Annotated in this window: 19 protein-coding genes; 2 read left to right on the top strand and 17 right to left on the bottom strand. The window is 70.6% G+C overall.

Annotated elements, in window-relative coordinates; all coding sequences use genetic code 11:
• Positions 1 to 233: 233 nt before the first annotated feature.
• Positions 234 to 839, top strand: a complete 606-nt coding sequence (locus H6693_02530; GenBank protein MCB9515051.1) for a hypothetical protein — start codon at positions 234 to 236, stop codon at positions 837 to 839.
• Here the strand turns inward: H6693_02530 and lpxK are convergent.
• Genes lpxK through H6693_02510 form a run of 4 tightly spaced genes read right to left on the bottom strand, consistent with a single transcriptional unit; the run spans position 821 to position 4,686 of the window.
• Complete coding sequence (lpxK, locus tag H6693_02525) at positions 821 to 1,858, bottom strand: tetraacyldisaccharide 4'-kinase (protein ID MCB9515050.1); 1,038 nt, start codon at positions 1,856 to 1,858, stop codon at positions 821 to 823. The genes H6693_02530 and lpxK overlap by 19 nt on opposite strands.
• A complete protein-coding gene (locus H6693_02520; GenBank protein ID MCB9515049.1) occupies positions 1,855 to 2,580 on the bottom strand; it encodes a DUF374 domain-containing protein in 726 nt (241 codons plus the stop codon). Before H6693_02520 ends, lpxK begins: the two co-directional genes overlap by 4 nt.
• A complete protein-coding gene (lpxB, locus tag H6693_02515) occupies positions 2,577 to 3,719 on the bottom strand; it encodes a lipid-A-disaccharide synthase (GenBank protein MCB9515048.1) in 1,143 nt (380 codons plus the stop codon). Before lpxB ends, H6693_02520 begins: the two co-directional genes overlap by 4 nt.
• Positions 3,709 to 4,686: a Gfo/Idh/MocA family oxidoreductase gene (locus H6693_02510; protein ID MCB9515047.1), complete on the bottom strand. Its 978-nt coding sequence runs from the start codon at positions 4,684 to 4,686 to the stop codon at positions 3,709 to 3,711. The genes lpxB and H6693_02510 overlap by 11 nt, the downstream gene beginning before the upstream one ends.
• A 32-nt stretch (positions 4,687 to 4,718) precedes the next feature.
• Between H6693_02510 and H6693_02505 the strand changes: the two genes are divergently transcribed.
• Entirely contained in the window at positions 4,719 to 5,453 is a 735-nt protein-coding gene (locus H6693_02505; GenBank protein MCB9515046.1) for a hypothetical protein, read from the top strand.
• Between the two features lie 6 nt (positions 5,454 to 5,459).
• On the opposite strand, the gene lpxA is transcribed toward H6693_02505, so the two are convergent.
• The 13 genes from lpxA to prfB form a co-directional block, all read right to left on the bottom strand.
• Positions 5,460 to 6,254 carry an acyl-ACP--UDP-N-acetylglucosamine O-acyltransferase gene (gene lpxA, locus H6693_02500; protein MCB9515045.1) on the bottom strand — a complete coding sequence of 265 codons (795 nt, stop codon included), beginning with the start codon at positions 6,252 to 6,254 and terminating at the stop codon, positions 5,460 to 5,462.
• Between the two features lie 13 nt (positions 6,255 to 6,267).
• Positions 6,268 to 7,581 carry a bifunctional UDP-3-O-[3-hydroxymyristoyl] N-acetylglucosamine deacetylase/3-hydroxyacyl-ACP dehydratase gene (locus tag H6693_02495; protein MCB9515044.1) on the bottom strand — a complete coding sequence of 438 codons (1,314 nt, stop codon included), beginning with the start codon at positions 7,579 to 7,581 and terminating at the stop codon, positions 6,268 to 6,270.
• Positions 7,578 to 8,687, bottom strand: a complete 1,110-nt coding sequence (gene lpxD / locus H6693_02490) for a UDP-3-O-(3-hydroxymyristoyl)glucosamine N-acyltransferase (GenBank protein ID MCB9515043.1) — start codon at positions 8,685 to 8,687, stop codon at positions 7,578 to 7,580. The genes H6693_02495 and lpxD overlap by 4 nt, the downstream gene beginning before the upstream one ends.
• 19 nt (positions 8,688 to 8,706) lie before the next feature.
• Positions 8,707 to 9,231, bottom strand: a complete 525-nt coding sequence (locus tag H6693_02485) for an OmpH family outer membrane protein (GenBank protein ID MCB9515042.1) — start codon at positions 9,229 to 9,231, stop codon at positions 8,707 to 8,709.
• 13 nt (positions 9,232 to 9,244) lie between these two features.
• Positions 9,245 to 11,536 (bottom strand): outer membrane protein assembly factor BamA, encoded by a 2,292-nt coding sequence (bamA, locus tag H6693_02480; GenBank protein MCB9515041.1) that lies wholly within the window; start codon positions 11,534 to 11,536, stop codon positions 9,245 to 9,247.
• A gap of 124 nt (positions 11,537 to 11,660) precedes the next feature.
• Positions 11,661 to 14,153: an ATP-dependent Clp protease ATP-binding subunit gene (locus H6693_02475; protein ID MCB9515040.1), complete on the bottom strand. Its 2,493-nt coding sequence runs from the start codon at positions 14,151 to 14,153 to the stop codon at positions 11,661 to 11,663.
• Positions 14,154 to 14,156: 3 nt separating this feature from the next.
• Positions 14,157 to 15,215, bottom strand: a complete 1,059-nt coding sequence (locus H6693_02470; GenBank protein ID MCB9515039.1) for a hypothetical protein — start codon at positions 15,213 to 15,215, stop codon at positions 14,157 to 14,159.
• Positions 15,212 to 15,745 carry a UvrB/UvrC motif-containing protein gene (locus H6693_02465; protein MCB9515038.1) on the bottom strand — a complete coding sequence of 178 codons (534 nt, stop codon included), beginning with the start codon at positions 15,743 to 15,745 and terminating at the stop codon, positions 15,212 to 15,214. The genes H6693_02470 and H6693_02465 overlap by 4 nt, the downstream gene beginning before the upstream one ends.
• A gap of 51 nt (positions 15,746 to 15,796) precedes the next feature.
• A complete protein-coding gene (locus tag H6693_02460; GenBank protein ID MCB9515037.1) occupies positions 15,797 to 16,465 on the bottom strand; it encodes an ABC transporter ATP-binding protein in 669 nt (222 codons plus the stop codon).
• 1 nt (position 16,466) lies between these two features.
• Positions 16,467 to 17,720, bottom strand: a complete 1,254-nt coding sequence (locus tag H6693_02455) for an ABC transporter permease (GenBank protein ID MCB9515036.1) — start codon at positions 17,718 to 17,720, stop codon at positions 16,467 to 16,469.
• Complete coding sequence (lysS, locus tag H6693_02450) at positions 17,720 to 19,222, bottom strand: lysine--tRNA ligase (protein ID MCB9515035.1); 1,503 nt, start codon at positions 19,220 to 19,222, stop codon at positions 17,720 to 17,722. The genes H6693_02455 and lysS overlap by 1 nt, the downstream gene beginning before the upstream one ends.
• Before the next feature lie 58 nt (positions 19,223 to 19,280).
• On the bottom strand, positions 19,281 to 19,703 hold the full coding sequence (locus tag H6693_02445) for a YjbQ family protein (GenBank protein MCB9515034.1): 423 nt from the start codon (positions 19,701 to 19,703) through the stop codon (positions 19,281 to 19,283).
• Positions 19,700 to 20,725, bottom strand: a complete 1,026-nt coding sequence (gene prfB / locus H6693_02440) for a peptide chain release factor 2 (protein MCB9515033.1) — start codon at positions 20,723 to 20,725, stop codon at positions 19,700 to 19,702. The genes H6693_02445 and prfB overlap by 4 nt, the downstream gene beginning before the upstream one ends.
• Between the last annotated feature and the right edge of the window lie 80 nt (positions 20,726 to 20,805).

The raw sequence follows: 20,805 nt of genomic DNA, 5'->3' as shown, positions 1-20,805 counted from the left end.
GCCCGGGGGCCCAGGCAGTCTACGTCAGGGCAGGCGACCATGCAATCTGAGCCGGGCGGTCCCCATCTGCCGGTTGCGGGCAAGCGCCCGGCGGGGCGGAGACCGCGGCAGGCGCGCTCGTGCTTCCTCGCGGTTCCCCGGCGTTCCCCATGGCGCCCTGCGCAGGGTTCCCCGGGGGATGGCACAGGCGTTGCTGTCCCGTCCTCGAAATCCCTGCGCACCAGGAGGTCAGCATGCGCAGCACTGCCGCCTACTCTCTGATCGCCGTGGCAGCCCTGACGCTTGCCTTGAGCAGCGGCTGCGGCCAGAACACGATCGAGGGTCACACCCGTCCCACCCTGCTGTCCATCAATGCGGGACAGCCGCTGCACGCGGACGTCTTCGTTTCGGACACCACCCTCGTCGGCATGGGGTACATCCCCGAGGAGACGGTCGAGGTCGTCTTCTCCAATCCGCCCAGCCAGGCCTTCCTCGACATGACTCCGGACGATCCGTACGGGAACTTCGTCTTCACGGCCGCGACGATCCGCTACGAGGTGCTGCAGCTGCTGGAGGGTGGCGGAAGCTTCTCCACGCCGAACCTGCCCACGGTTTCGATCCCGATGCACCTGACGATCCCGGTCGGCACGGAGATGACCACCTCGCTGGTCCTCGCGCCCGCCTCGATCAAGCTCGAGGCCCCGATCGTGGACATCATGCCCGGCGGCACGGCACCGAACGGCGAGGCCGTGGTGCGAGCGGAGATCATCTTCACGGGGCACGAGCAGGGCTCCGACCGGGATCAGATCATCGAGGCGAGCACGACGATCCTCTTCGCCGACTACGCCGACGAGAACTGATCGATCAGGGCGAGCAGAGCCGCCGGGTCCTGGAAGCGATGCTCCTGGGCCAGTACCTGAGGCGGCGGCCCCGACAGATCCCAACGCGACGAGGACGCCCAGCGATGGGCGTCCTTTTCCGTTAGCAGGAAACGCGCGCCCGGGTGGCGCTCCAGCGCGGCGCCGAGGCGCGCCCTGACGCGCGGCGTCCAGTCGGCGTGATCCGAAAAGCGCAGGTGTTCGCGCACCTGCGCGCCGGCCGTCGCCAGGCGCGCCCGCGCCGCCTTCTCGAAGCCCTCCGGGCGGGCGATCCCGGCGGCTGTCACGTAGACGCGCGCGGGCGTCGCGGGGGCGCCGTCGAGGTCGCGCAGCTCGCTCGACACCCACTCCAGGACGAAGACCGTCTTCCCCGCCGGCGCGCGCTGGCCGGGCCGCAGGACGAAGGCGTCCGCCCGCGCCAGCGCCCCGGGAAACTCGCGCAGGGGGCCCGCGGGCAGGACCCGCCACGGGGAGAGCGGCGCGTCCGGGGACAGGCGCACGAGGTCCAGGTCGCGGACGAGACCGCGGTGCTGGAAGCCGTCGTCCACCAGGATCAGCTCGCAGGCGCCGGCGCCGTCCAGCGCCAGGGCGCCCTCCACCTTGCGGCGTGCCGCCAGGACCGGCACGCCGGGCAGCCGGGCGGCCAGCAGCCGCGCCTCGTCCGGCGCCGCGTCGGCGAAGGCGGGGTCGTCACCGGCGAGCAGCGCGCGCCCCTCGGCGTCCCGCCCCCAGAGCCCGGTGACGATCCCCGGCCGCCGCCCCGCCTCCAGCAGCAGCGTCGCCAGGGCCAGCACCGCGGGCGTCTTCCCGGTGCCCCCGGCCTCCAGGTTGCCAATGCTGATCACGGGGCGGACGCAGCGGCGCGCCCGTCCGGCGAGCCGGCGGCCGTTGAGCGCGGCGGCCACCCCCACCAGCAGCCCCAGGGGCGCCAGGAGCAGGGCGGCGCCCCCCGGCCGTCGCTCCCAGGGACGGCGGTAGTCGAGCACGCGCGGGGCGCTCACGCGTCCTCCGCCGGCGGGATCGGCGCGCGACCGAGCTCGAGGTCCAGGGCGTCGGTGAAGCGCTGCAGCTCCAGCTGGACCTCCCGGCGCAGGGCCTCGAGGGCGTCCCCGCCAAGACCCCGCGGCACGAGACGCGGCGCGCCATAGCGGATGCGCAGGCGCTGCAGCGGCCAGGGCAGGAGCGTCCTGTCCCAGCTGCCGAAGACGTGCATGCGGGGCGCGGCCACGGCCACCGGCACGAGCGGACAGCCCGACAGCGCGGCCAGCTGCAGGGCCCCGCCGTGGAGGTGGCCCCGCGGGCCGCGGGGACCGTCCACGGTGAGGGCTGTGTCCGCGCCTTCGCGCGACGCTTGAAGCATGCGCCGCAATCCCGCGGATCCACCACGACTTCCGGAGCCGGCCGGCATGCCGTAGCCCAGGCGACGGTTCACCGCCGCGATGAGCTGTCCGTCCCTGCTGCCGCTGCGGAGCACGTGGATGCCCCGCTCGCGGTGCGTGTAGGACAGCATCAGCATGCGATTGTGCCAGAAGACGTAGACCAGGGTCCCGTTCGGGCTGGCCTGCCGTGCGGCGTCCAGGGCCTGGCGGTCCTCGTCCACGCGCCAGCTGCCGCCCCAGAGCCGCAAGAAGCCGGCGATGGCCCAGGCCTGCCGCTCCAGCGCGCGGCGCTCCTTGGGGGCGAGCCGGTCCTCGCCGGCGTCCCAGTGGGCGCTCTCGCTCACGGCGCCGCCCCCGGCCCGGCGGCGAGCAGCTCCTCGGCCAGCGCGGCCACCCCCGCGCCGCAGCCCGCGCCCCCGAGCGAGGCGCGCAGCGCCTCCAGGCCCTCGCGCTGGGCGCGGCGGGCGGGGCCGTCCTCCAGCAGCGGGAGGACGGCCGCGGCCAGGGCCTCGGCGGTCACATCGCCCTGGATGAGCTCCGGCACCAGCGCGGCATCGGACACCACGTTCACCAAGGCGATGCGCGGCAGGCGCACGAGGCGCCGGGCGAGCTGGTAGTTCAGGGCGCCGGTGCGGTAGGCCACCACCATGGGCAGCCCGGCCACGGCGGCCTCCAGGGTGGCCGTGCCGCTGGCCACCAGGGCCGCGCCCTGCCGGGCGAGGAAACCCGCGCTCGTCTCGCGGCAGCGGCGCGGGGCGATGGGCGCGCCCGCGAGCTCGGCGTCGTAGACGGAGGGGGCCAGACCCGGCGATTCCAGCAGCTCCAGCTCCAGCCCGGGCAGCGAGGCGGCGACCCGCGCCGCGGCCTCGAGCATCACCCCCAGCAGGCGGTGGACCTCCTGCGCGCGGCTGCCCGGGAGCAGGCCCAGCCGCGGCCGGGCGGCGGCCGGCGCGAGCGGGCGCTCCGTCTCCATCAGCGGGTGGCCGACGAAGCGCCCTTCCACGCCGCGCGCCCGAAACCAGGCCTCCTCGAAGGGCAGGATCAGGGCGAGGCGGTCGACATCGCGGCGAAGCTTCGCCACGCGCCCTTCCCCCCAGGCCCAGAGCTGCGGCGCGACGAAGTAGAGCACGGGCACGCCGGCGCGATGCGCCCGCGCGGCGAGGCGGAGGTTGAAGCCGGGGAAGTCCACGGGGAGAAAGAGGTCCACCGAGCCGTCCTCGAGACGCCGGCGCAGCCGGTTCAGGTGCCCACGCAGGGCGGGCAGGCGGGTGATGACCTCGGCGAAGCCCATCACCGCGAGCTCGCGGTAGTCGAGGATCAGTTCCGCGCCGGCGGCCGCCATGCGCTCGCCGCCCGTGGCCAGCAGGCGCCAGTCCGGGTGTCGCGCCTTGAGCGCCGCCACGACGGCGGCGCCGGCCTGGTCGCCGCTGGCCTCGCCCGCGGTGAGGAGGACGCAGGGCGCGCGGCGGGGCTCAGCGGCCACCGTGCATCGTCTCCAGGATGCGCACGGCGAGGCGCAGCGCGCGCAGGCCGTCCTCGCCGCTCACGGGCACGGGCTCGCCCGCCGACACCGCGCGCGTGAAGGCTTCGAGCTCCAGACGCAGCGGCTCCGCGCGGGTGACGGGCACGGCCACCTGCTCGACGAAGTCCTCCAGGTGCACGTCGGCCATGCCGCCCGGCGCGGACACGGCCTTGGCGAGGCGCAGGTCGAAGTCCGCCTGCTTGCGGATGAACTCCACGCTCCCGGCCATGAGGTCGACGGCCAGGTAGCCGTCCGGCTGGAAGACCCGCAGCTTGCGCATGCGCTCACGGCTGATGCGGCTCGCCGTGATGTTGGCCACGCAGCCGCCGGCGAAGCGGAGGCGCGCGTTGGCGATGTCCACGTCGCGGGTGAGCACCGAGCTGCCGCTGGCGTCGAGACTCTCCACCTCCTCGCCCAGGATCATCGAGAGCAGATCGATGTCGTGGATCATGAGGTCGAGCACGACGGCCACCTCCGCGCCGCGCGCGCCGAAGGGCGAAAGGCGATGGCTCTCCACGAAGCCCGGCGCGCGAAAGTGCGGCAGCGCGGCGAGGATCGCCGGATTGAAGCGCTCCACGTGGCCGACCATGAGCTGGAGATTGCGGCGGGCCGCCGCGGCAAGCATCTCCTCGGCGGCGCGCAGGTCGTGCGCCACGGGCTTCTCCACCAGCAGATGGCAGTCGCGCTCGAGGGCGGCCAGGGCCACGTCGCGGTGCGCGGGCGTGGGCACGCAGACGCTGAGCGCGTCCACCGTCTCGGCGAGGGCCGCGAGGCTGTCGTAGGCGCGGCAACGCAGGCGCTCCGCGCAGCGCGCCGAGGCGGCCGGATCGATGTCGTAGACGCCGGCGAGCGTGACCTCCGGCAGTTCACTGTAGACACGGGCATGAATGCTGCCCAGATGGCCGCAGCCCAGCACACCGACTTTCACCTTGACCTCCTTTGCGAGCAGGCTGGATCTTAGTGGCCGGCGCGAAGGGCTGCAACCGTAGCCTGCGCGCGCCGCCGGCGAAAGGAAGCCCCGTGGACGTCACCCTGCATCCGGAACTCCGGGGACGCGTGATGGCGGCCTGGTTCACGCTCTCGGAACTGCGCCACGAGGAGGCGCCGGGCTTCCGCGACGAGGTGGCGCGCGTCGCCGAGGGCCTGCGCCAGCGCTGGGCGGGGCTCAAGCCCTCCGAGATCCCACTCTTCGCGCCCGCACGCACGCTCTACAAGGCCGTGGGGATGGATCCCACGCGGCACCGCCCGTCCAGCGAGGCGCTGCTGCGGCGGATCCTGCTGGGCAAGGAGCTCTACCGCCTCGACGCCGTCGTGGACACGGGCAACCTGTTCTCGCTCTCGCACGGGATGCCCCTGGGGCTCTACGACGCGGACCGCGTCGCGGGCGACGTGATCCTGCGCCTCGGCGAGCCGGACGAGTCCTTCCCCGGGATCCGCAAGGCGCCGGTGAACGTGGAGGCCCGCCTCTGCCTGGCCGATGACCAGGGCGCCTTCGGCTCGCCCAGCTCGGACTCCGACCGGACCCGGATCCGCCCGGAGACCGTCAGCGGTCTCGCCCTCCTCTACGCGCCCGCGGACTTCGCCGCCCCGGCGCTCCAGGCCGCGGCCACGACCCTCGCCGCCGAGTTCGAGCGCTGGAACGACGCCACGGCCAGCCAGCCCGCGCTGCTCGGGGTCGGCGAGGCGGGCGACTGACCTGTCCTACTTGGTGATGCCGCGCGCGCTGCTGCGCACGAAGTCGATGAGCCTGCGCACCTCGGCGCAGTCGCTCAACTCGGTCTCCATGCGTTCCAGGGCCTGCGTCGTGTTGAGGCCCGCGCGGTAGAGCAGGCGATAGGCCTTGCGGAGGCTGTTCAGGGTCTCGGGCGCGAACCCGCGCCGCTGCAAGCCCAGTAGATTCAGACCGGCGATCTCCATCGGATTACCCGCGCCACGGAGGAACGGGGGAACGTCCTGGGGAACGCGGCTGCCGCCGCCCACGAAGGCGTGCGCGCCGATCCGCACGAACTGGTGGACGGGCGTCACGCCCCCCACGATCGCATGATCTTCGACCGCGACATGCCCGGCGAGATTCACGCTGTTGGCCAGGATGACGCCGTCGCCGATCGCGCAGTTGTGCGCGACGTGGGAATAGGCCATGAGAAGGCAGCCGCTGCCCACGCGGGTCACCTCGCCCGCCGCCGTGCCCGGGTTGAGCGTGGCGTACTCACGGATCATGTTGTCCGCGCCGATGTCGAGGATGCTCGGCTCGCCCCGGTACTTCAGGTCCTGGGGCGGACTGCCCAGCACGGCGCCCTGGAAGATGCGGTTGCGCGGTCCGAGGCGGACGCAGCCCTCGATGCGCACGTGGCTGGCGATCTCGCAGCCGTCGCCGATCACGGCGCCGTCGGCGACGATGCTGAACGGGCCGATGCTGACGTCCGCGCCGAGCGTGACGCCCTCGCCCACAATGGCCGTGGGGTGGATCCTCCCCTGCTCGCCGCTCGCTCTGCCCATGACCGCCCTCACGCTAGCGCTCGACCACCTGGGCCATCAGTTCCGCCTCCGCGACGAGCTGGCCGTCCACGAAGGCCTCGCCACGCATCTTGCACCCGCTCTTGCGCAGACGCAGCATGCTCAGCTCGAAACGCAGCTGATCCCCGGGCAGCACGGGCCGCCGGAAGCGCGCGTTGTCGATGCCCATGAAGTAGACGAGCTTGCCCGTCGGATTGTCAACCGTGGACAGGAGCAGGATGCCGCCCGTCTGGGCCATGGCCTCCAGGATCAGGACGGCGGGGAAGATCGGGTGCCCGGGAAAGTGCCCGTCGAAGAAGGGCTCGTTCACCGTGACGTTCTTCACGCCCACCACGCGCTGGCCGTCCACCATCTCGATGAGCTTGTCCACGAGCAGGAAGGGATAGCGGTGGGGCATGATCCGCATGATGTCGCGGATGTTCCACTCGTTGGGCGCGCCGCCGATGAAGGTCTTGTCCTGGCGCTCGGCCGCCTCGGCGAGCATGCGCGCGAACTTGCCGTTGGAGACGTGCCCGCTCTTGTGGCTGATGATGTGGCCCTTGATCGGCCGGCCCACCAGCGTCAGGTCGCCCAGCAGATCGAGGATCTTGTGGCGGACGAACTCGTTGGGAAAGCGCAGCGGCGTCTCGTTCATGATGCCCTCGCGCCCCACCACGATCGCGTTGTCCATCGTGCCGCCCTTGATCAGGCCCTGCTCGCGCAGGCGCTCGACGTCGTCCCAGAGCACGAAGGTGCGCGCGCTCGCGATCTCCTCCTCGAAGATCTGGGGGTTGATGTCGAAGGACGCGTACTGCGTGCCCAGCTGCGGCTCGTCGTACTTGATCGTGAAGCTGATGCGGAAGCCGTCGTAGGGCAGGGCCAGCAGCTCGATCTCGTTCTCCACGAGACTGATCGGCTGCTTCACCTCGAAGTAGCGCACCGGGGCGCCCTGTCCCGTGATGCCGACTTCCTTGAAGCGCTCCACGTAGTCGGCGCAGCTGCCATGGACGGGCTCGGCGGGTTCGTTGCTGTCGAGCTCCACGATGACGTTGTCCACGCCCAGGCCGGTCAGCGTCGCGAGGACGTGCTCCACGGTGTGGATGCTCTGCCCGTCGCGGCTGAGCGTGGTGTTCCGGAACTCCTCGGTGACCGCGGGCGAGAAGTCCGCGTGCACGGGGAAGTCCAGCGGCGGATCGAGATCCACCCGCCGGAAGACGATGCCCGTGTTGGGCGGCGCAGGGTGGAAGTGCATGCGCACGGGATTGCCCGTGTGGAGGCCGATCCCCTCGTAGACGAGATCGCTGGCGATGGTCCGTTGCTGGCGAATCACGTGCGGTCGTCCTCCTGGCGGCCGTCGTCGCCCGCGCCGCCGCGCAGTCGGCGCACCTCGTCCTCGAGCTCGCGCACCCGGCGGACCAGCTCCGGGAGCTTGGCCAGGGCAGCCTGCAGACGCATGGCCTGATCGTGCGGACGCGCGGGATAGCCCGAGACGGCCGTGTCCGGCTCCACCGACTTCGTCACGCCGGCCTGCGCGCCCACCTGGGCGCGGTCGCCGATCTCGATGTGGCCGACGATGCCCGCCTGCCCCGCGATCTTCACGTGCTCGCCCACGCGCGTGCTGCCGGAGATGCCCACCTGCGCCACGACGATGCTGTTCCTGGCGATCTGCACGTTGTGGGCGATCTGGACGAGGTTGTCGATCTTGCAGCCGTCGCCGATGGACGTGACGCCCGTCGTCGCCCGGTCGATGCACACGTTCGCGCCGAGCTCCACGTCGTCGCCCAGCACCACGTGGCCGATCTGCGGGATCTTCCGGTGGGCGCTGCCGTCCCAGGCGTAGCCGAAACCGTCAGCCCCCACCACCGTGCCGGCGTGGACGATCACGCGCGCGCCGAGCTTCGAATCCTCGCGGAGCGTCACGTTGGGAAAGATGACGCTGTCTTCGCCGATCCGCACGCGGTCCATCAGCACCGCGCCGGGCATGAGCACGACGCGGTCGCCGAGCTCCACGTTCTCGCCAACCCGCACGAAGTCGCCCACGTGGCAACCGGCGCCGAGGCGCGCGGACGCCGCCACGCTGGCGCGCGGGCTCACCCCCGGCGCGAAGGCGTTGCGCAGGGGGCTCGCGAAGAGCTGGATGGCCCTGAGGAAGCTGAGGTAGGGATCGTCCACGCGCACAGCGGGCAGGCCGTTGATCTCGGCCTTCCGGCTCACGATGAGCGCGCTGGCCCGCGTCTCCTTGACGAATCCCTGATAGCGCCCGTTCGCCAGGAAGCTGATCTGCCCGGGCTCCGCCTCGCGGATGCCGGCGATGCCGCTGATCTCGAGCGTGGGATCCCCCTCGAGATCCCCGGCGAGGGCGCGGGCCACCTCCGCCAGCGTGTAGCTGCGCGCGGCGCTCGCCGCCCCCAGCAGGTCCTGGTCCGGCTTGGTCAAGATTGCCACCCTTCCGGCGCTAGCCCTTGGCATTGATCGCCGCGGCGACGCGATCGTCGAGATTCAGGTCCGGGCGCCAGTAAACTATCACACCATTGACGTCGAAGACCAGATCGTATCCGTCTTCCTCGGCGATGGTCTTCACGGCCTCGCGGATCTTCTCGTAGATCGGCTCGCTCAGTTCCATGTTGCGCCGCGCGGCCTCGCCCTCGGGGCCGAACTTCTCCTGGTCGAACTGGTAGAGCTCGCCCTCGAGCTGGGCTAGCTCCGACTGCCGCTGCTGCTGCGTCTCCGGCGTCATCATCGGGCGCTGCACGGCGAAGTTGTCGCGCGCCTCGGTGAGCTCGCTGATCATCTGCTGTTTCTGGGCCTGCCAGGCCTCCATGTCCTTGTTGAAGATCTTCAGCGCTTCCTCGTAGCCCTCGTAGTTCTGGAAGATCGCCTGGATGTCCAGGACCCCCACCTTGAGGTCGTCGGCGCGAGCCGCGCCCACCGCGGCCAGGGCCACGACTGCGAGCGCGAGAATGGACTGCTTGACGCGCATGGCGGCATCTCTCCTAGAAGTCGGTTCCCATCTTGAAGTGGAAGCGCCCGTGATCCGACCCGGGCGCGGGGTCCAGGGGGTAACCCCAGTCGAAGCCGAGGACACCCATCAGCGGAATCTCGATGCGGGCGCCGAAGCCCAGCGAGCGCTTGAGCGTGGTGAAATCGGCTTCGGACATCGAGTTCCAGGTGTTGCCGAAGTCGAAGAAGGGCGCGACGATCTGCACGCTGTTGTTCACGCCCAGCACGACCTCCACGGTGCCCGTGGTCATGGCGCGTCCGCCCAGGAAGCCGCTGTTGCCGTAGGGCACCACGCTGTACTCGTCGTAGCCGCGCAGAGGTTCCGTGCGGTTGCCGCCCAGACGGAAGCGCTCCTGATCCGGCACCTGGTCGGGGCGGTCCAGGCCATCCACCAGGCCGAGCGTCTGGTGGAAGCGCAGCACGAAGGGTCCGCCCAGCTTCTGGTACCACGTGTAGTTCGAGAGGTACTTCTGGTAGGCGAGATTGCCCCCCAGCGCACCGCCGGCGAACTGGCCGCTCGTGCGGAAGCGGGTGCCCCGGCTCGGCAGGAAGGGGTTGTCGGTGGAGTCGCGCCAGAAGGAGAAGGTCACGCTGCTCTCCACCTCGGGCCAGTCGCGCTCGGCGAGGCGGCCGCCCGCGTCCAGGTACTCCTGGCTGAAGTCGTAGAGCTTGATGCTCTCCAGACGGTAGGTCGCGCTGATGCGGGCGAACTCCAGCCACGGGAAGGGGCGCCCCGCGCCGAAGGAGAAGCCCAGCTTCTCGTCCTTGTAGTACTCCCGGTACAGGTCGCTGCGGCTGCGATAGACGTTCCCACTCAGCGAGATCGGCCGGTCCCGGAACCACGGCTCGGTGAAGCCGACGTTGAACAGGTTCACGCGGCTGCCGAACTCCCACTGGAAGTTCAGGCTCTCGCCGCGGCCGCGGAAGTTCTGCGCGCCCACCTGGATGAAGCCCGTGACGCTCGTCGCCTCGCTGTAGGTGATGCCCGCGCCGAAGTTGCCCGTGGAGCGCTCCACCACGCGGAAGACCAGGTCGACGTCGCCGCTGGCCGGATCGGTGCGCGGCTCGAACTGCACGTCGTCGAAGAAGCGCAGCATGAAGATGTCCCGGTGGCTGCGGATCACCTTCTCGCGGTTGAACAGCTCGCCCGGGTAGATCTTCATCTCGCGGCGGATGACCTTGTCGAGGGTCTTGTCGTTGCCCGCCACGATGACCTCGCGCACCCGCGCCAGCGGACCCTCCACGATGCGCAGGGAGAGGTCCACGCTGTGCTCGTGCAGGTTCCGCTCCGGCCGGACCTGGTTGTACAGGTAGCCGCGGTCGTAGAGCGCCTCGGACACGCGCGCCACGCCGCGGTCCAGCGCCCAGCCGTCGAAGGGCTGGCCCGCCTCGAAGGGCAGGAACTCGGCGATGCTCGAGTCCGGCAGCGCCACGTTGCCCGACCAGTCGATGGCGCCGAACGCGTAGCGATCGCCCTCCTCGACCCGGTAGGTGATCGTCACGTCCGCGTTCTTCTCGTCGAAGTCGCGCTGGGTGTCCAGCACCTTCGCGTCGAGATAGCCCGCCTGGTGATAGGCCCGGGTGATGCTCGCGACGTCCGCCGCGATCGAGTCCGGCTGGTAGGCGTTGAAGTTCGTCCAGCTCGTGGGCAGATAGATCCGCTTGGGCTTCGAGCTCACGGCGTCCCTCAGCTCGCCCGTGGACAGGCCGCTGTTCCCTTCGAAGCGGATGTCGTGGATCTTCGTCTTCGCGCCCTCGTGCAGCGTGAAGGTGAGCGTGGCCCGGCCGTTCTGAACGGTGTCGTCCGCCTCGACGCTGGCGGAGTAGTAGCCCTTCTCCTCGGCGTGAGCCAGGATGGACGCCTTGGCCTGCTCCACGAGCAGCGGCCGCAGATAGCTGCCCTGCGTGATCCGGATGGCCTCTTCCAGGTCCTTCTTCTTGAGCTTCTTCAGCCCCTCCCAGCGAAGTTCGGCCACGCGGGGGTACTCGGTGACCTGCAGCTCGAGCAGGGCGCTGCTGGCGCCTAGCGGCTCGGCACGCACGGTCAGGGTCTCGAAGCGGTGGCTGCGGTAGAGCCGCTTGACCGCGTCGCCCAGCGTGTCCCGGTCGAGGGTGTCCCCCTTGGCGACGCCGAACTCCAGCAGGATGCGATCGGCCGGCACGAAGCGCTCTCCCGTGACCCGCAGGGAGTCCACGGTGAAGCTCTGGGCACGCGCAGATCCCGCCGGGAGCGTGAGCAGCGAGGCGAGGAGGGCGAGGAAGAGGAAGGGAACGCGTCGCAGCATCGGCATCCGCTCGCGTGGGAGACAAGCCACGGGCCTGCGGCCCAAAAAAACGGCCCCCGCAGGAGCCGTAAAACAGTGGGAATCTAGGAGAAGTGCCGCGGCTTGTAAAGGTCTTTCCGCCCCCCTACTCCGCGGGCGCCGACGCCGGGGACGGCTCGTCCTTGCGGGCCCCCCGCCCGCCCCCCTTGCCGCTCGCATCTGACTGCACGAAATGGAGTTCCCCGTCCTTCACCGAGATCGCGACCGGCCGCCCGCGGCGCAGCTTGCCCGCCAGGATCTGCTCGGCCAGCGGGTTCTCCAGGTTGCGCTGGATGGCCCGGCGCAGCGGCCGCGCGCCCAGGCTGGGGTCGAAGCCGCGGTCGATGAGCAGCTGCTTGGCCGGGTCGTCGAGCGTGAAGCTGAAGCTCTGTTCCTTGAGACGCGCCTGCAGATCGCCGATGAGGATCTCCAGGATGCGGCTCATCTCCGCCCGGCCCAGGCTGTGGAAGACGATCGTGTCGTCGATGCGGTTCAGGAACTCCGGACTCAGGGCGCGCTTGACCTCGTCCATGATCTTGTGGCGCATGTCCTTGTAGTCGCTGTCGTCCGTGGCCAGCGAGAAGCCCATGGTCCGGCTCTCCTTGAGCTGGCGCACGCCCAGGTTGCTGGTCATGAGCACCACGGTGTTCTTGAAGTCCACCGTGCGGCCGAAGCTGTCGGTGAGCTGGCCGTCCTCCAGGATCTGCAGGAGGATGTTGAAGACGTCCGGGTGGGCCTTCTCGATCTCGTCGAGCAGCACCACCGAGTAGGGACTGCGGCGGACCTTCTCGGTGAGGTAGCCGCCCTCGTCGTAGCCCACGTAGCCGGGAGGCGCGCCGATGAGACGGCTCACGGCGAACTTCTCCATGTACTCGGACATGTCGATGCGCAGGAGCTGGTCTTCCGAGTCGAAGAGGAAGCGCGCGAGCTGCCGCGCGAGGTGGGTCTTGCCCACGCCCGTGGGGCCGAGGAAGAGGAAGGACCCGATGGGCCGCCGCGGATCGCGCAGCCCCGCGCGGTTGCGGCGAATGGCCGTGGCGATGGCCGCCACCGCCTCCGCCTGCCCGATCACGCGCTCGGTCAGCACCTCCTCCATCCGCAGGAGCTTCTCGCCCTCGCGCTCTTCCACGCTGGTGACGGGGATGCCGGTCATCTCGCTGATGACCTTGCAGATGTCCTCCACGTCCACCACCGCGCGCTCCTCGCTGACGTTCTCCTCCACCTCGATCCGCAGGTTCTCGAGGCGCGCCTTGAGCTCCTTCTCCTTGTCGCGGAGCCGCGCGGCGGTCTCGAACTCCTGGTTCTGGATCGCGCTCTCCTTCTCCTGCTCGAGGCGCTCCACCTCGCGCTCCATCTCCACCAGCTCCTTCGGAATCGCCGTGACGGCCAGCCGCGCCCGCGCGCCGGCCTCGTCGATCACGTCGAAGGCCTTGTCCGGCAGGAAGCGGTTGTTCACGTAGCGCTGGCTGAGCTTCACGGACTGCACGATGGCGTCGTCGGTGAAGGTGGCGCGGTGGTGCGCCTCGTACTTGTCGCGGAGCCCGCGGATGATGGCGATGGTCTCCTCCTCCGAGGGCGGGTTGACCAGGACCATCTGGAAGCGCCGCTCGAGGGCGCCGTCCTTCTCGATGTGCTTGCGGTACTCGTCCAGGGTCGTGGCGCCGATGCACTGCATCTCCCCGCGCGCCAGGGCCGGCTTGAGCATGTTCGAGGCGTCGATGGCGCCCTCGGCGCCGCCTGCGCCCACGATGGTGTGCAGCTCGTCGATGAAGATGATCACGTCGCTCGACTCGCGGATCTCGTTGATCACGCTCTTCAGGCGCTCCTCGAACTGACCGCGATATTTCGTTCCCGCCACGACGCTTGCCAGATCCAGGGTGCAGATGCGCTTGTCCTTGAGGATCTTGGGCACCTTGTTCTCGACGATGTGCTGGGCCAGGCCCTCGGCGATGGCCGTCTTGCCCACGCCCGGCTCGCCGATGAGCACCGGGTTGTTCTTCTTCCGCCGGCAGAGCACCTGGATGACCCGCTCGATCTCCTTGTCGCGGCCGATCACGGGGTCCAGCTTGCCGTCGGACGCGTACTGCGTGAGGTCGCGGCCGAACTGGTCCAGCGCCGGCGTCTCGCTCTTCTCGCGGCGGGGATTGCGCCGCTGCCCGCCCGTGGCGCCCAGCAGCTTGAGGATCTCCTCGCGCACCTTCTTGCGGTCCGCGCCCAGGTCGAGCAGCACGCGCGCCGCGACGCCCTCGCCCTCGCGGATCAGCCCCAGCAGCAGGTGCTCGGTGCCCACGTAGTTGTGGCCCAGCAGGCGGGCCTCCTCCACCGACAGCTCGAGGACGGTCTTCGCCCGCGGCGTGAAGGGGATCTCGCCGATGGTCACCGTGCCGCCGGTGGCCGCCACCAGCTTCTCCACCGCGAGGCGGATCTGCTCGAAGTCCAGGCCCATCTTCTTCAGGACCTTGGCGGCGATGCCCTCGCCCTCCCGGACGATGCCCAGCAGCAGGTGCTCCGTGCCGATGTACTCGTGCTGAAGGCGGCTGGCCTCGTCCCGGGCCAGGAAGAGCACCTTGCGGACGCGCTCGGTGAATCGGTCGTTCATGGACTATCCTTTCCGCTCGGCCGTTTCCAGATCCGCCAGCCAGCGCCGGAGCTGCTCCGCGCGCCGGGCGTCCCGTGCCGCGGGGTCGAGGGTCTCGCCGGCGAGCAGCTGAAGCCCGCCGTCCCCCACACGCCGCCACATGGACTGAACTCCTTGATAATCAACTACTTCCAAGATGCCAGCCCGACAGCCCAGGCTCAGCGTGCCCAGCAGCTCGGCGGCGGTCTGGGCGCTGAGCAGCCGGCCGTAGCGCAGCTGCCCATAGGCGGTCCAGACCCTGTCTTCGAGCAAGCTCCGTGCCTCGGTGAGGAGGGCCTCCCGGGCCCGGTCCTCGAAGGCGCTGAGCTTGTTCACGACCTCCGCAAACCCGTCCACCAGCTCATCTTCGCTCATCCCCATGCTGCGGGAGTTGGCCAGCTCCAGGAGCGTGCCGGGGCCCTCGCCGTCCCCGTGCAGGCGGACGTCGCCGTGGAGCACGTCCAGGGCGCGCAGCAGGCGCGGCAGCTCGCCCCGCAGCGTCAGGGCGGGCAGATGGAGCAGGGCGCGGCACTGCAGCGCCGTCCCCGCCCGGCGGGGAGAGGCGGTGAGGTAGCCGAACTCCTCGGAGAAGGCGAAATCGAGGCGCTCCTCGAGGGCCGCGTCGAGGCTGTCCACGTCGGCCCAGATCTCCTCGAGCTCCCAGCCCTCCCGGTGCCCCTGCAGGCAAAGATGGTCGCCATCGCCGACGCGGACGCTGTGACGGGCGCCCGCCGGCAGGACGAGCCCGCGTCGGTCGTCGGCCAGGTCCTGCCGCTCCGGCAGCAACGCGAACTCCGCGAGGCAGGCCATCTCCGCCGGGTCGAGCAGTTCGGCCTTGAGGAAACTGGCCTCGCGGCAGCAGTCCATCTCGGCCAGGGCGGCGAAGAGCCGGTCCCGCAGCAGCTCCCGCTCCTGCCGGTCCAGGCGCCCGGGAAAGCGCTCGGGCAGATTGCGCCGCAGGATGCAGAGCGCCCCCAGGACCACGGGGTGGCGCCGGCTGCGCGTCTCCTCCAGGAGCGACCTGAACTGCGGGGCCAGGGTCACGACGGCTCTCCCGTCTCGAGCAGGCGGGCCAGCTCGCGCTCCAGGTCCTTCATCTCGTCGCGCAGGCGCGCGGCGTCCTCGAAGCGCTCCTCGCCCACGGCCAGGTGGATGCTCTCCTTGACCCCGACGATTCGCCGCCGCAGGTCGATCCGGCGCCCGAAGTTGCGCGGCATCTTGCCGCGGTGCCCCTGGCCGCCGTGCCAGTCCTGGAGCAGGCGGGTCATGTCGCCCATGAAGGTCTGGTAGCAGCGCGGACAGCCCAGCCGCCGGGTCCGCTCGAAGTCGGCGAAGGTCTGGCCGCAGTCGGGGCAGGAGAGGGCGTCGTCGCCGCGGCCCTCGGAGAGCTGCTCGATGATCTCGCGCCACAGGGCGCGCGTGTCCATCCGCTCGCCCTTGACGGCGTCCCTGGGCAGCCCGCGGGCCACGCCGCAGTCGGCGCAGAGCAGCGCTGAGCGCTTGCCCGCGCCGTCCACTTCCGTGAAACGGAATTCTGCTTCGCGCTGGCCGCAGGCTTCGCAGATCTCACGCATGGACCTGACCTCCGCCTTCAATATAGAGCCGGGGGCCGGGTCTCACCAGGGTCAGGCCGGGCCCAGGCGGCCCCGGTCGAGGCGCAGGCTGCGGTGCGCGCGCGTGGCGAGCGCGGCGTCGTGGGTGACGAGCAGCAGGCCCACGCCCTCGTCGGCGGTGAGTTCGAAGAGCAGATCGGCCACCTCTCGCCCCGTGGCGGTGTCGAGGTTGCCGGTGGGCTCGTCCGCGAGCACCAGGCGCGGCTTGCTCAGCAGCGCGCGCGCCACGGCCACGCGCTGCTGCTCGCCCCCCGAGAGCTCGCCCGGGCGATGCTCCTCCCGCTCGGCGAGACCGACCCGCGCGAGCAGGGCGCTCGCCCGGGCGAAGGCCTCGGCGCGTCGCTGCCGCGCGATGAGCCCGGGCAGCGCGACGTTCTCCAGCGCCGAGAACTCCGGCAGCAGGTGGTGGAACTGGAAGATGAAGCCGAGCTCCTTGCGCCGGAAGGCGCTCGCCTCGCGCGCCTTCGCGGCCAGGAGGTCGCGTCCGTCGAAGCGCAGCGATCCCGCGTCCGGCCGGTCGAGCGTGCCGAGGATGTGCAGCAGCGTGCTCTTGCCGCTGCCGCTGGCCCCCAGGATCGACAGGGCCTCGCCCGCGTTCAGCGTCAGGCTGCAGTCCGCCAGCACCTCGAGGCGGCGACGCGCGGTCACGAAGACGCGGCTCAGCCCCTCCGCGCGCAGCAGTTCAGGCACGGATACCCCCCTCTCCCTGCAGCGATTCCAGCGGCCGCCGCCGGAGCGCCTCCAGTCCCGGCAGCACCAGGGCGAAGAGCGCGACGCCCACCGCCGCCCCCGCGATGCTCAGCACCAGCGCGGGGCTCAGCTGCGCCGGCAGGTGATCGATGAAGTAGACCTCGCCCGGCAGCGGCAGCGGATGGCTGCGGAACCACAGGATGAGCCCCGTCCCGAGCAGTCCCCCCGCCAGCACCCCCGCGGCGCCGATCATCCAGCCCTCGGTGAGGAAGACGCCCAGCACCGAGGACCGCTCCGCCCCCAGCGACAGCAGCAGGCCGATCTCCCGCGTCCGCTCGGTGACGATGATCGTCATCGCCCCGGCGATGTTGAAGCCCGCCACGAGGATGATCAGGCTCAGCGCCACGAAGAGCACGGAGCGCATCGTGCGGATCCAGCGAAAGATCTCGCCGTTGAGGTCCTGCCAGCTCGCCACGCGGTAGCGGCTGTACTCGAGCTCGCCGCGCAACGCCAGCGCCACGCGGTCGGCGTCGTCGACGCGGATCACCCGCAGTCCCAGGCCATCCGCGCCGCCCTCCGGGCGGAAGCAGCGCTGGGCGACGGCGAGGTCCAGGTAGGCGAAGCGCCGGTCGAACTCGTAGAGGCCGGTGCTCACGAAACCCAGCACGGTGAAGGGCTGATGCAGGGCGCGATCCGCGTCGCCGTCGCCGTCGAGCAGGGTCGTGAAGGTGACGACCTCGCCGGGCAGCACGCCCAGCTCGCGCGCCAGCTCACGGCCCATGAGCAGCCCTGGCGCCTCGGGACTGCCCAGGAGGTCGAAACCCGCGAAGGGCGGATCGCAGCTGTCCAGCAGCCGCGTGACGCCCCGCTCCCGCTCGGGATCGAGCCCCCGCAGGATCACCCCCCGCAGCTTGAGGCTGCGGCCGGAGCGCGTGCTCAGCACGCCCTTCTGCTGGATGAAGGGACTCACGGCGCTCACCCCGGCCGTCGCCGCCACGGTGTCCAGGACCGGGTCATCGGGCCCGATCCCGCCCCGCGCCGCCGCGGAGACGAAGACGCCGGGATTCATGTCCGTCAGCAGCGACAGCACCTCGGCCTCGAAGCCCTGCACGAAGGCGAACACGGTCAGCAGCGTGGCCACCCCCACCGCCACGCCCGCGGTGGCGAGCAGGCTGACGCGTCCGAGAAAGCCGCCGCGCCGCGAGGTGGCCAGATGCCGCAGGGCCAGGTCGAAGGCGAGACCCATCAGGCCTCGGGTCGCATCATCGGAAAGAGCAGCACCTCGCGGATGTGGTGCGCGTCGGTCATGAGCATCGCCAGCCGGTCGATGCCGATGCCCAGCCCCGCCGTGGGCGGCATGCCCACCTCCAGCGCGCGGATGTAGTCTTCGTCCAGCACCTGCGCCTCGTCGTCGCCCTTCGCGCGCAGGCCCATCTGCGCCTCGAAACGGCGCCGCTGCTCGGCGGGGTCGTTGAGCTCGCTGAAGGCGTTGCCCGCCTCGAAGGTGGCGATGAACGGCTCGAAGCGCTCCACCTGGCCGGGCTTCGAACGGTGGTCCTTGGCCAGCGGGCTGATCTCCTTGGGATGGTCCATGACGAAGGTCGGCTGGATCAGTCCGGGCTCCACCAGCTTCGCGAAGAGCGCGTCCAGCAGCTTGCCGCGGTTCATGCCGGGCTCCAGCGCGATACCGTGCTTCGTGGCCAGCGCGGCCACCGCCTCCGCCGGCGCCAGCCGCAGGTCCTCGCCCGTGGCCTTCGCGAGGGCCTCGTAGTAGTCGAGCCGCGGCCAGGGCGGAGCCATGTCGATCGTGTGCTCGCCGTAGGTGATGCGCGTCGAGCCGGTGAGCTCCGTCGCGAGCTGCGCGTAGAGCGTCTCGAAGAGCTCCATGAGATCGTGGTAGTCCCAGTAGGCCGCGTAGGCCTCGAGCATGGTGAACTCGGGGTTGTGCGTGCGGTCCATGCCCTCGTTGCGGAAGATCTTCCCGATCTCGAAGACGCGCTCCATGCCGCCCACGATGAGCCGCTTGAGGTAGAGCTCGTCGGCGATGCGGAGGTAGAGCTTGGTGTCGAGCGCGTTGTGCAGCGTGGTGAAGGGACGCGCGCTGGCCCCCCCGTAGAGCGGCTGCAGCACCGGCGTCTCCACCTCCAGGAAGCCGCGCTCCTCGAAGAAGCGCCGGATGAAGCTGATCATGCGCGAGCGCGTCTCGAAGTTGCGGCGCACGTCGCCATTGGCCGCCAGGTCCAGATACCGCTGCCGGGCGCGGAGCTCCGGATCCGTCAGGCCGTGGTACTTCTCGGGCAGCGGCAGCATGGCCTTGGCCAGGAGCGTCCAGTCCCTGACCTTGAGGCTGAGCTCGCCGGTGCGGGTGACGAAGAGCGCCCCCGTGGCGCCCACGTGGTCGCCGGGCTCGACGAGCTTGGTGAAGCGCCGGTAGCTCTCCTCACCCAGCTCGTCCAGGCGCAGGAAGAGCTGCAGGCTGCCGCTGCGATCTTCGAGATGCCCGAAGCTGGTCTTGCCCATGACGCGCTGGCTCATGAGCCGGCCGCAGAGCTTCAGTTCCCTCTCCTCGGCCACCCAGGCGTCGGCGTTGGCCACGCAGTCGGCCGCCGTGGCGCTGCGCTCGAAGCGGTAGGGATAGGGCTCAACGCCCTGTTCGCGCAGGCGCGTGAGCTTCTCGTCCTTGTCCCGGCGCAGACGGTCAACTGCTCCAGGGGCTCCGGACGCTTCGGGCGCCTCGTGCTCGGCCATGGCTCGCTGTCCTCCTCGTTGCGCGCGCGTCGCGCGGCGTCTCGCTCAGGGTGCCGCGCTAGGCGAGCACCTGCCGGCCGTCCGCATTCATTCCCTGCACGCGGACGAGCAGGCGGCGGCGGCGGGGTCCGTCGAATTCGCAGAAGTACACGCCGCCCCAGCTGCCCAGCTCGATCCTACCCTCGCTGATCAGCAGCGTCGCGCCGCTGCCGGCGAGCACGCTCTTCAGGTGCGCGGCGCTGTTGCCCTCGGCGTGCCGGAAGTCCGGGTCGTCGGGCACGAGCTTGTCCAGGGCCATCAGCAGGTCGCGCTTCACGTCCGGATCGGCGTTCTCGTTGATCGCCAGGCCGGCCGTCGTGTGCGGGACGAAGAGGTGGCACAGGCCCTCCACCACGCCGCTGGCCGCCACCGCGCGCGCGACGTCCCGCGTCACGTCCACGATCTCCTGCCGCGAGCGCGTGGCCACTTCGAGGCGCGTCACGACCCGTCGCCCACGGCCATGCCGGAGCTCTTCTTGAGCCAGGCCTCCACGAAGCGGTCCAGGTCGCCGTCCATGACGGCCTGCACGTTGCCCGTCTCCACGCCCGTCCGGTGGTCCTTGACCATGGAGTAGGGATGGAAGACGTAGCTGCGGATCTGGTTGCCCCAGCCGATCTCGGTCTTGCTGTCCTCGAGCTTCTGCCGCGCGGCCTCCTCCTCCTCGCGGCGCAGCTGGTAGAGCCGCGCCATGAGGATCTTCAGCGCGTTCTCGCGATTGCGATGCTGGCTGCGCTCGTCCTGGCAGCTCACCACGATGCCCGTGGGGATGTGGGTGATGCGCACCGCGCTGCTGGTCTTGTTCACGTGCTGGCCGCCCGCGCCGCTGGCGCGGAAGGTGTCCACCTTGAGGTCGGCTTCGTCCAGCTCGATGTCGCCCGCCTCCTCCACCTCGGGATAGACGAAGACCGACGCGAAGGACGTGTGCCGACGGCTCTGCGCGTCGAAGGGACTGATGCGCACCAGCCGGTGCACGCCGCGCTCGGCCTTCAGGCGTCCGTAGGCGAAGTCGCCCTTCACCTCGACGCTCACGCTCTTGATGCCCGCCTCGTCGCTGCGCTGGAAGTCCAGCAGCTCGGTCTGCCAACCCTGGCGCTCGCAGTAGCGCTGGTACATGCGCCAGAGCATCTCGGCCCAGTCCGCGCTCTCGGTGCCGCCGGCGCCGGGGTGGATGGTGAGGATGGCGCTCTTGTCGTCGTCCTCGTCCTTGAACATGAGCAGGAGCTCGTAGCCGTCCAGGCGCTCCTCGAGGCGCTCCAGCTCCGATTCGATCTCCGCGCTGGCGGAGGCGTCGTCCTCGCTCTCGGCCAGCTCGTCCAGCAGGGTGAGGTCCGCGCAGGCGCTGGCCAGCTCGTTCAGGGGATCGAGCCAGGCCTTGAGCCGCTTGGACTGGGACATGGTGCGCTTGGCGCGGGCCTGGTCATCCCAGAAGCCCGGCGCGGCCATGGTCTGCTCCAGGGCCGCCATCTCCGCGGTCAGTCGCGGATAGTCAAAGACACTCCTTGAGATGGGAGACGCGGGACTCCAGCGTGGCGATGTTCGCGGCG

The organism is Candidatus Latescibacterota bacterium, assembly GCA_020633725.1.
In the GTDB taxonomy this organism is placed as follows: domain Bacteria; phylum Krumholzibacteriota; class Krumholzibacteriia; order JACNKJ01; family JACNKJ01; genus VGXI01.
The sequence above is the reverse complement of the archived record's forward strand: the minus strand, read 5'-3'. Positions and strand labels throughout refer to the sequence as shown.

What these genes read in the sequence shown, in the direction of transcription:
- lpxA (MCB9515045.1), bottom strand. Translation starts at nt 6,254, where the DNA reads ATGGGCAGAGCGAGCGGCGAGCAGGGGAGGATCCACCCCACGGCCATT.
- H6693_02475 (MCB9515040.1), bottom strand. Translation starts at nt 14,153, where the DNA reads ATGAACGACCGATTCACCGAGCGCGTCCGCAAGGTGCTCTTCCTGGCC.
- lysS (MCB9515035.1), bottom strand. Translation starts at nt 19,222, where the DNA reads ATGGCCGAGCACGAGGCGCCCGAAGCGTCCGGAGCCCCTGGAGCAGTT.
- prfB (MCB9515033.1), bottom strand. Translation starts at nt 20,725, where the DNA reads ATGGCGGCCCTGGAGCAGACCATGGCCGCGCCGGGCTTCTGGGATGAC.
- H6693_02530 (MCB9515051.1), top strand. Translation starts at nt 234, where the DNA reads ATGCGCAGCACTGCCGCCTACTCTCTGATCGCCGTGGCAGCCCTGACG.
- H6693_02455 (MCB9515036.1), bottom strand. Translation starts at nt 17,720, where the DNA reads ATGGGTCTCGCCTTCGACCTGGCCCTGCGGCATCTGGCCACCTCGCGG.
- H6693_02465 (MCB9515038.1), bottom strand. Translation starts at nt 15,745, where the DNA reads ATGCGTGAGATCTGCGAAGCCTGCGGCCAGCGCGAAGCAGAATTCCGT.
- H6693_02485 (MCB9515042.1), bottom strand. Translation starts at nt 9,231, where the DNA reads ATGCGCGTCAAGCAGTCCATTCTCGCGCTCGCAGTCGTGGCCCTGGCC.
- bamA (MCB9515041.1), bottom strand. Translation starts at nt 11,536, where the DNA reads ATGCTGCGACGCGTTCCCTTCCTCTTCCTCGCCCTCCTCGCCTCGCTG.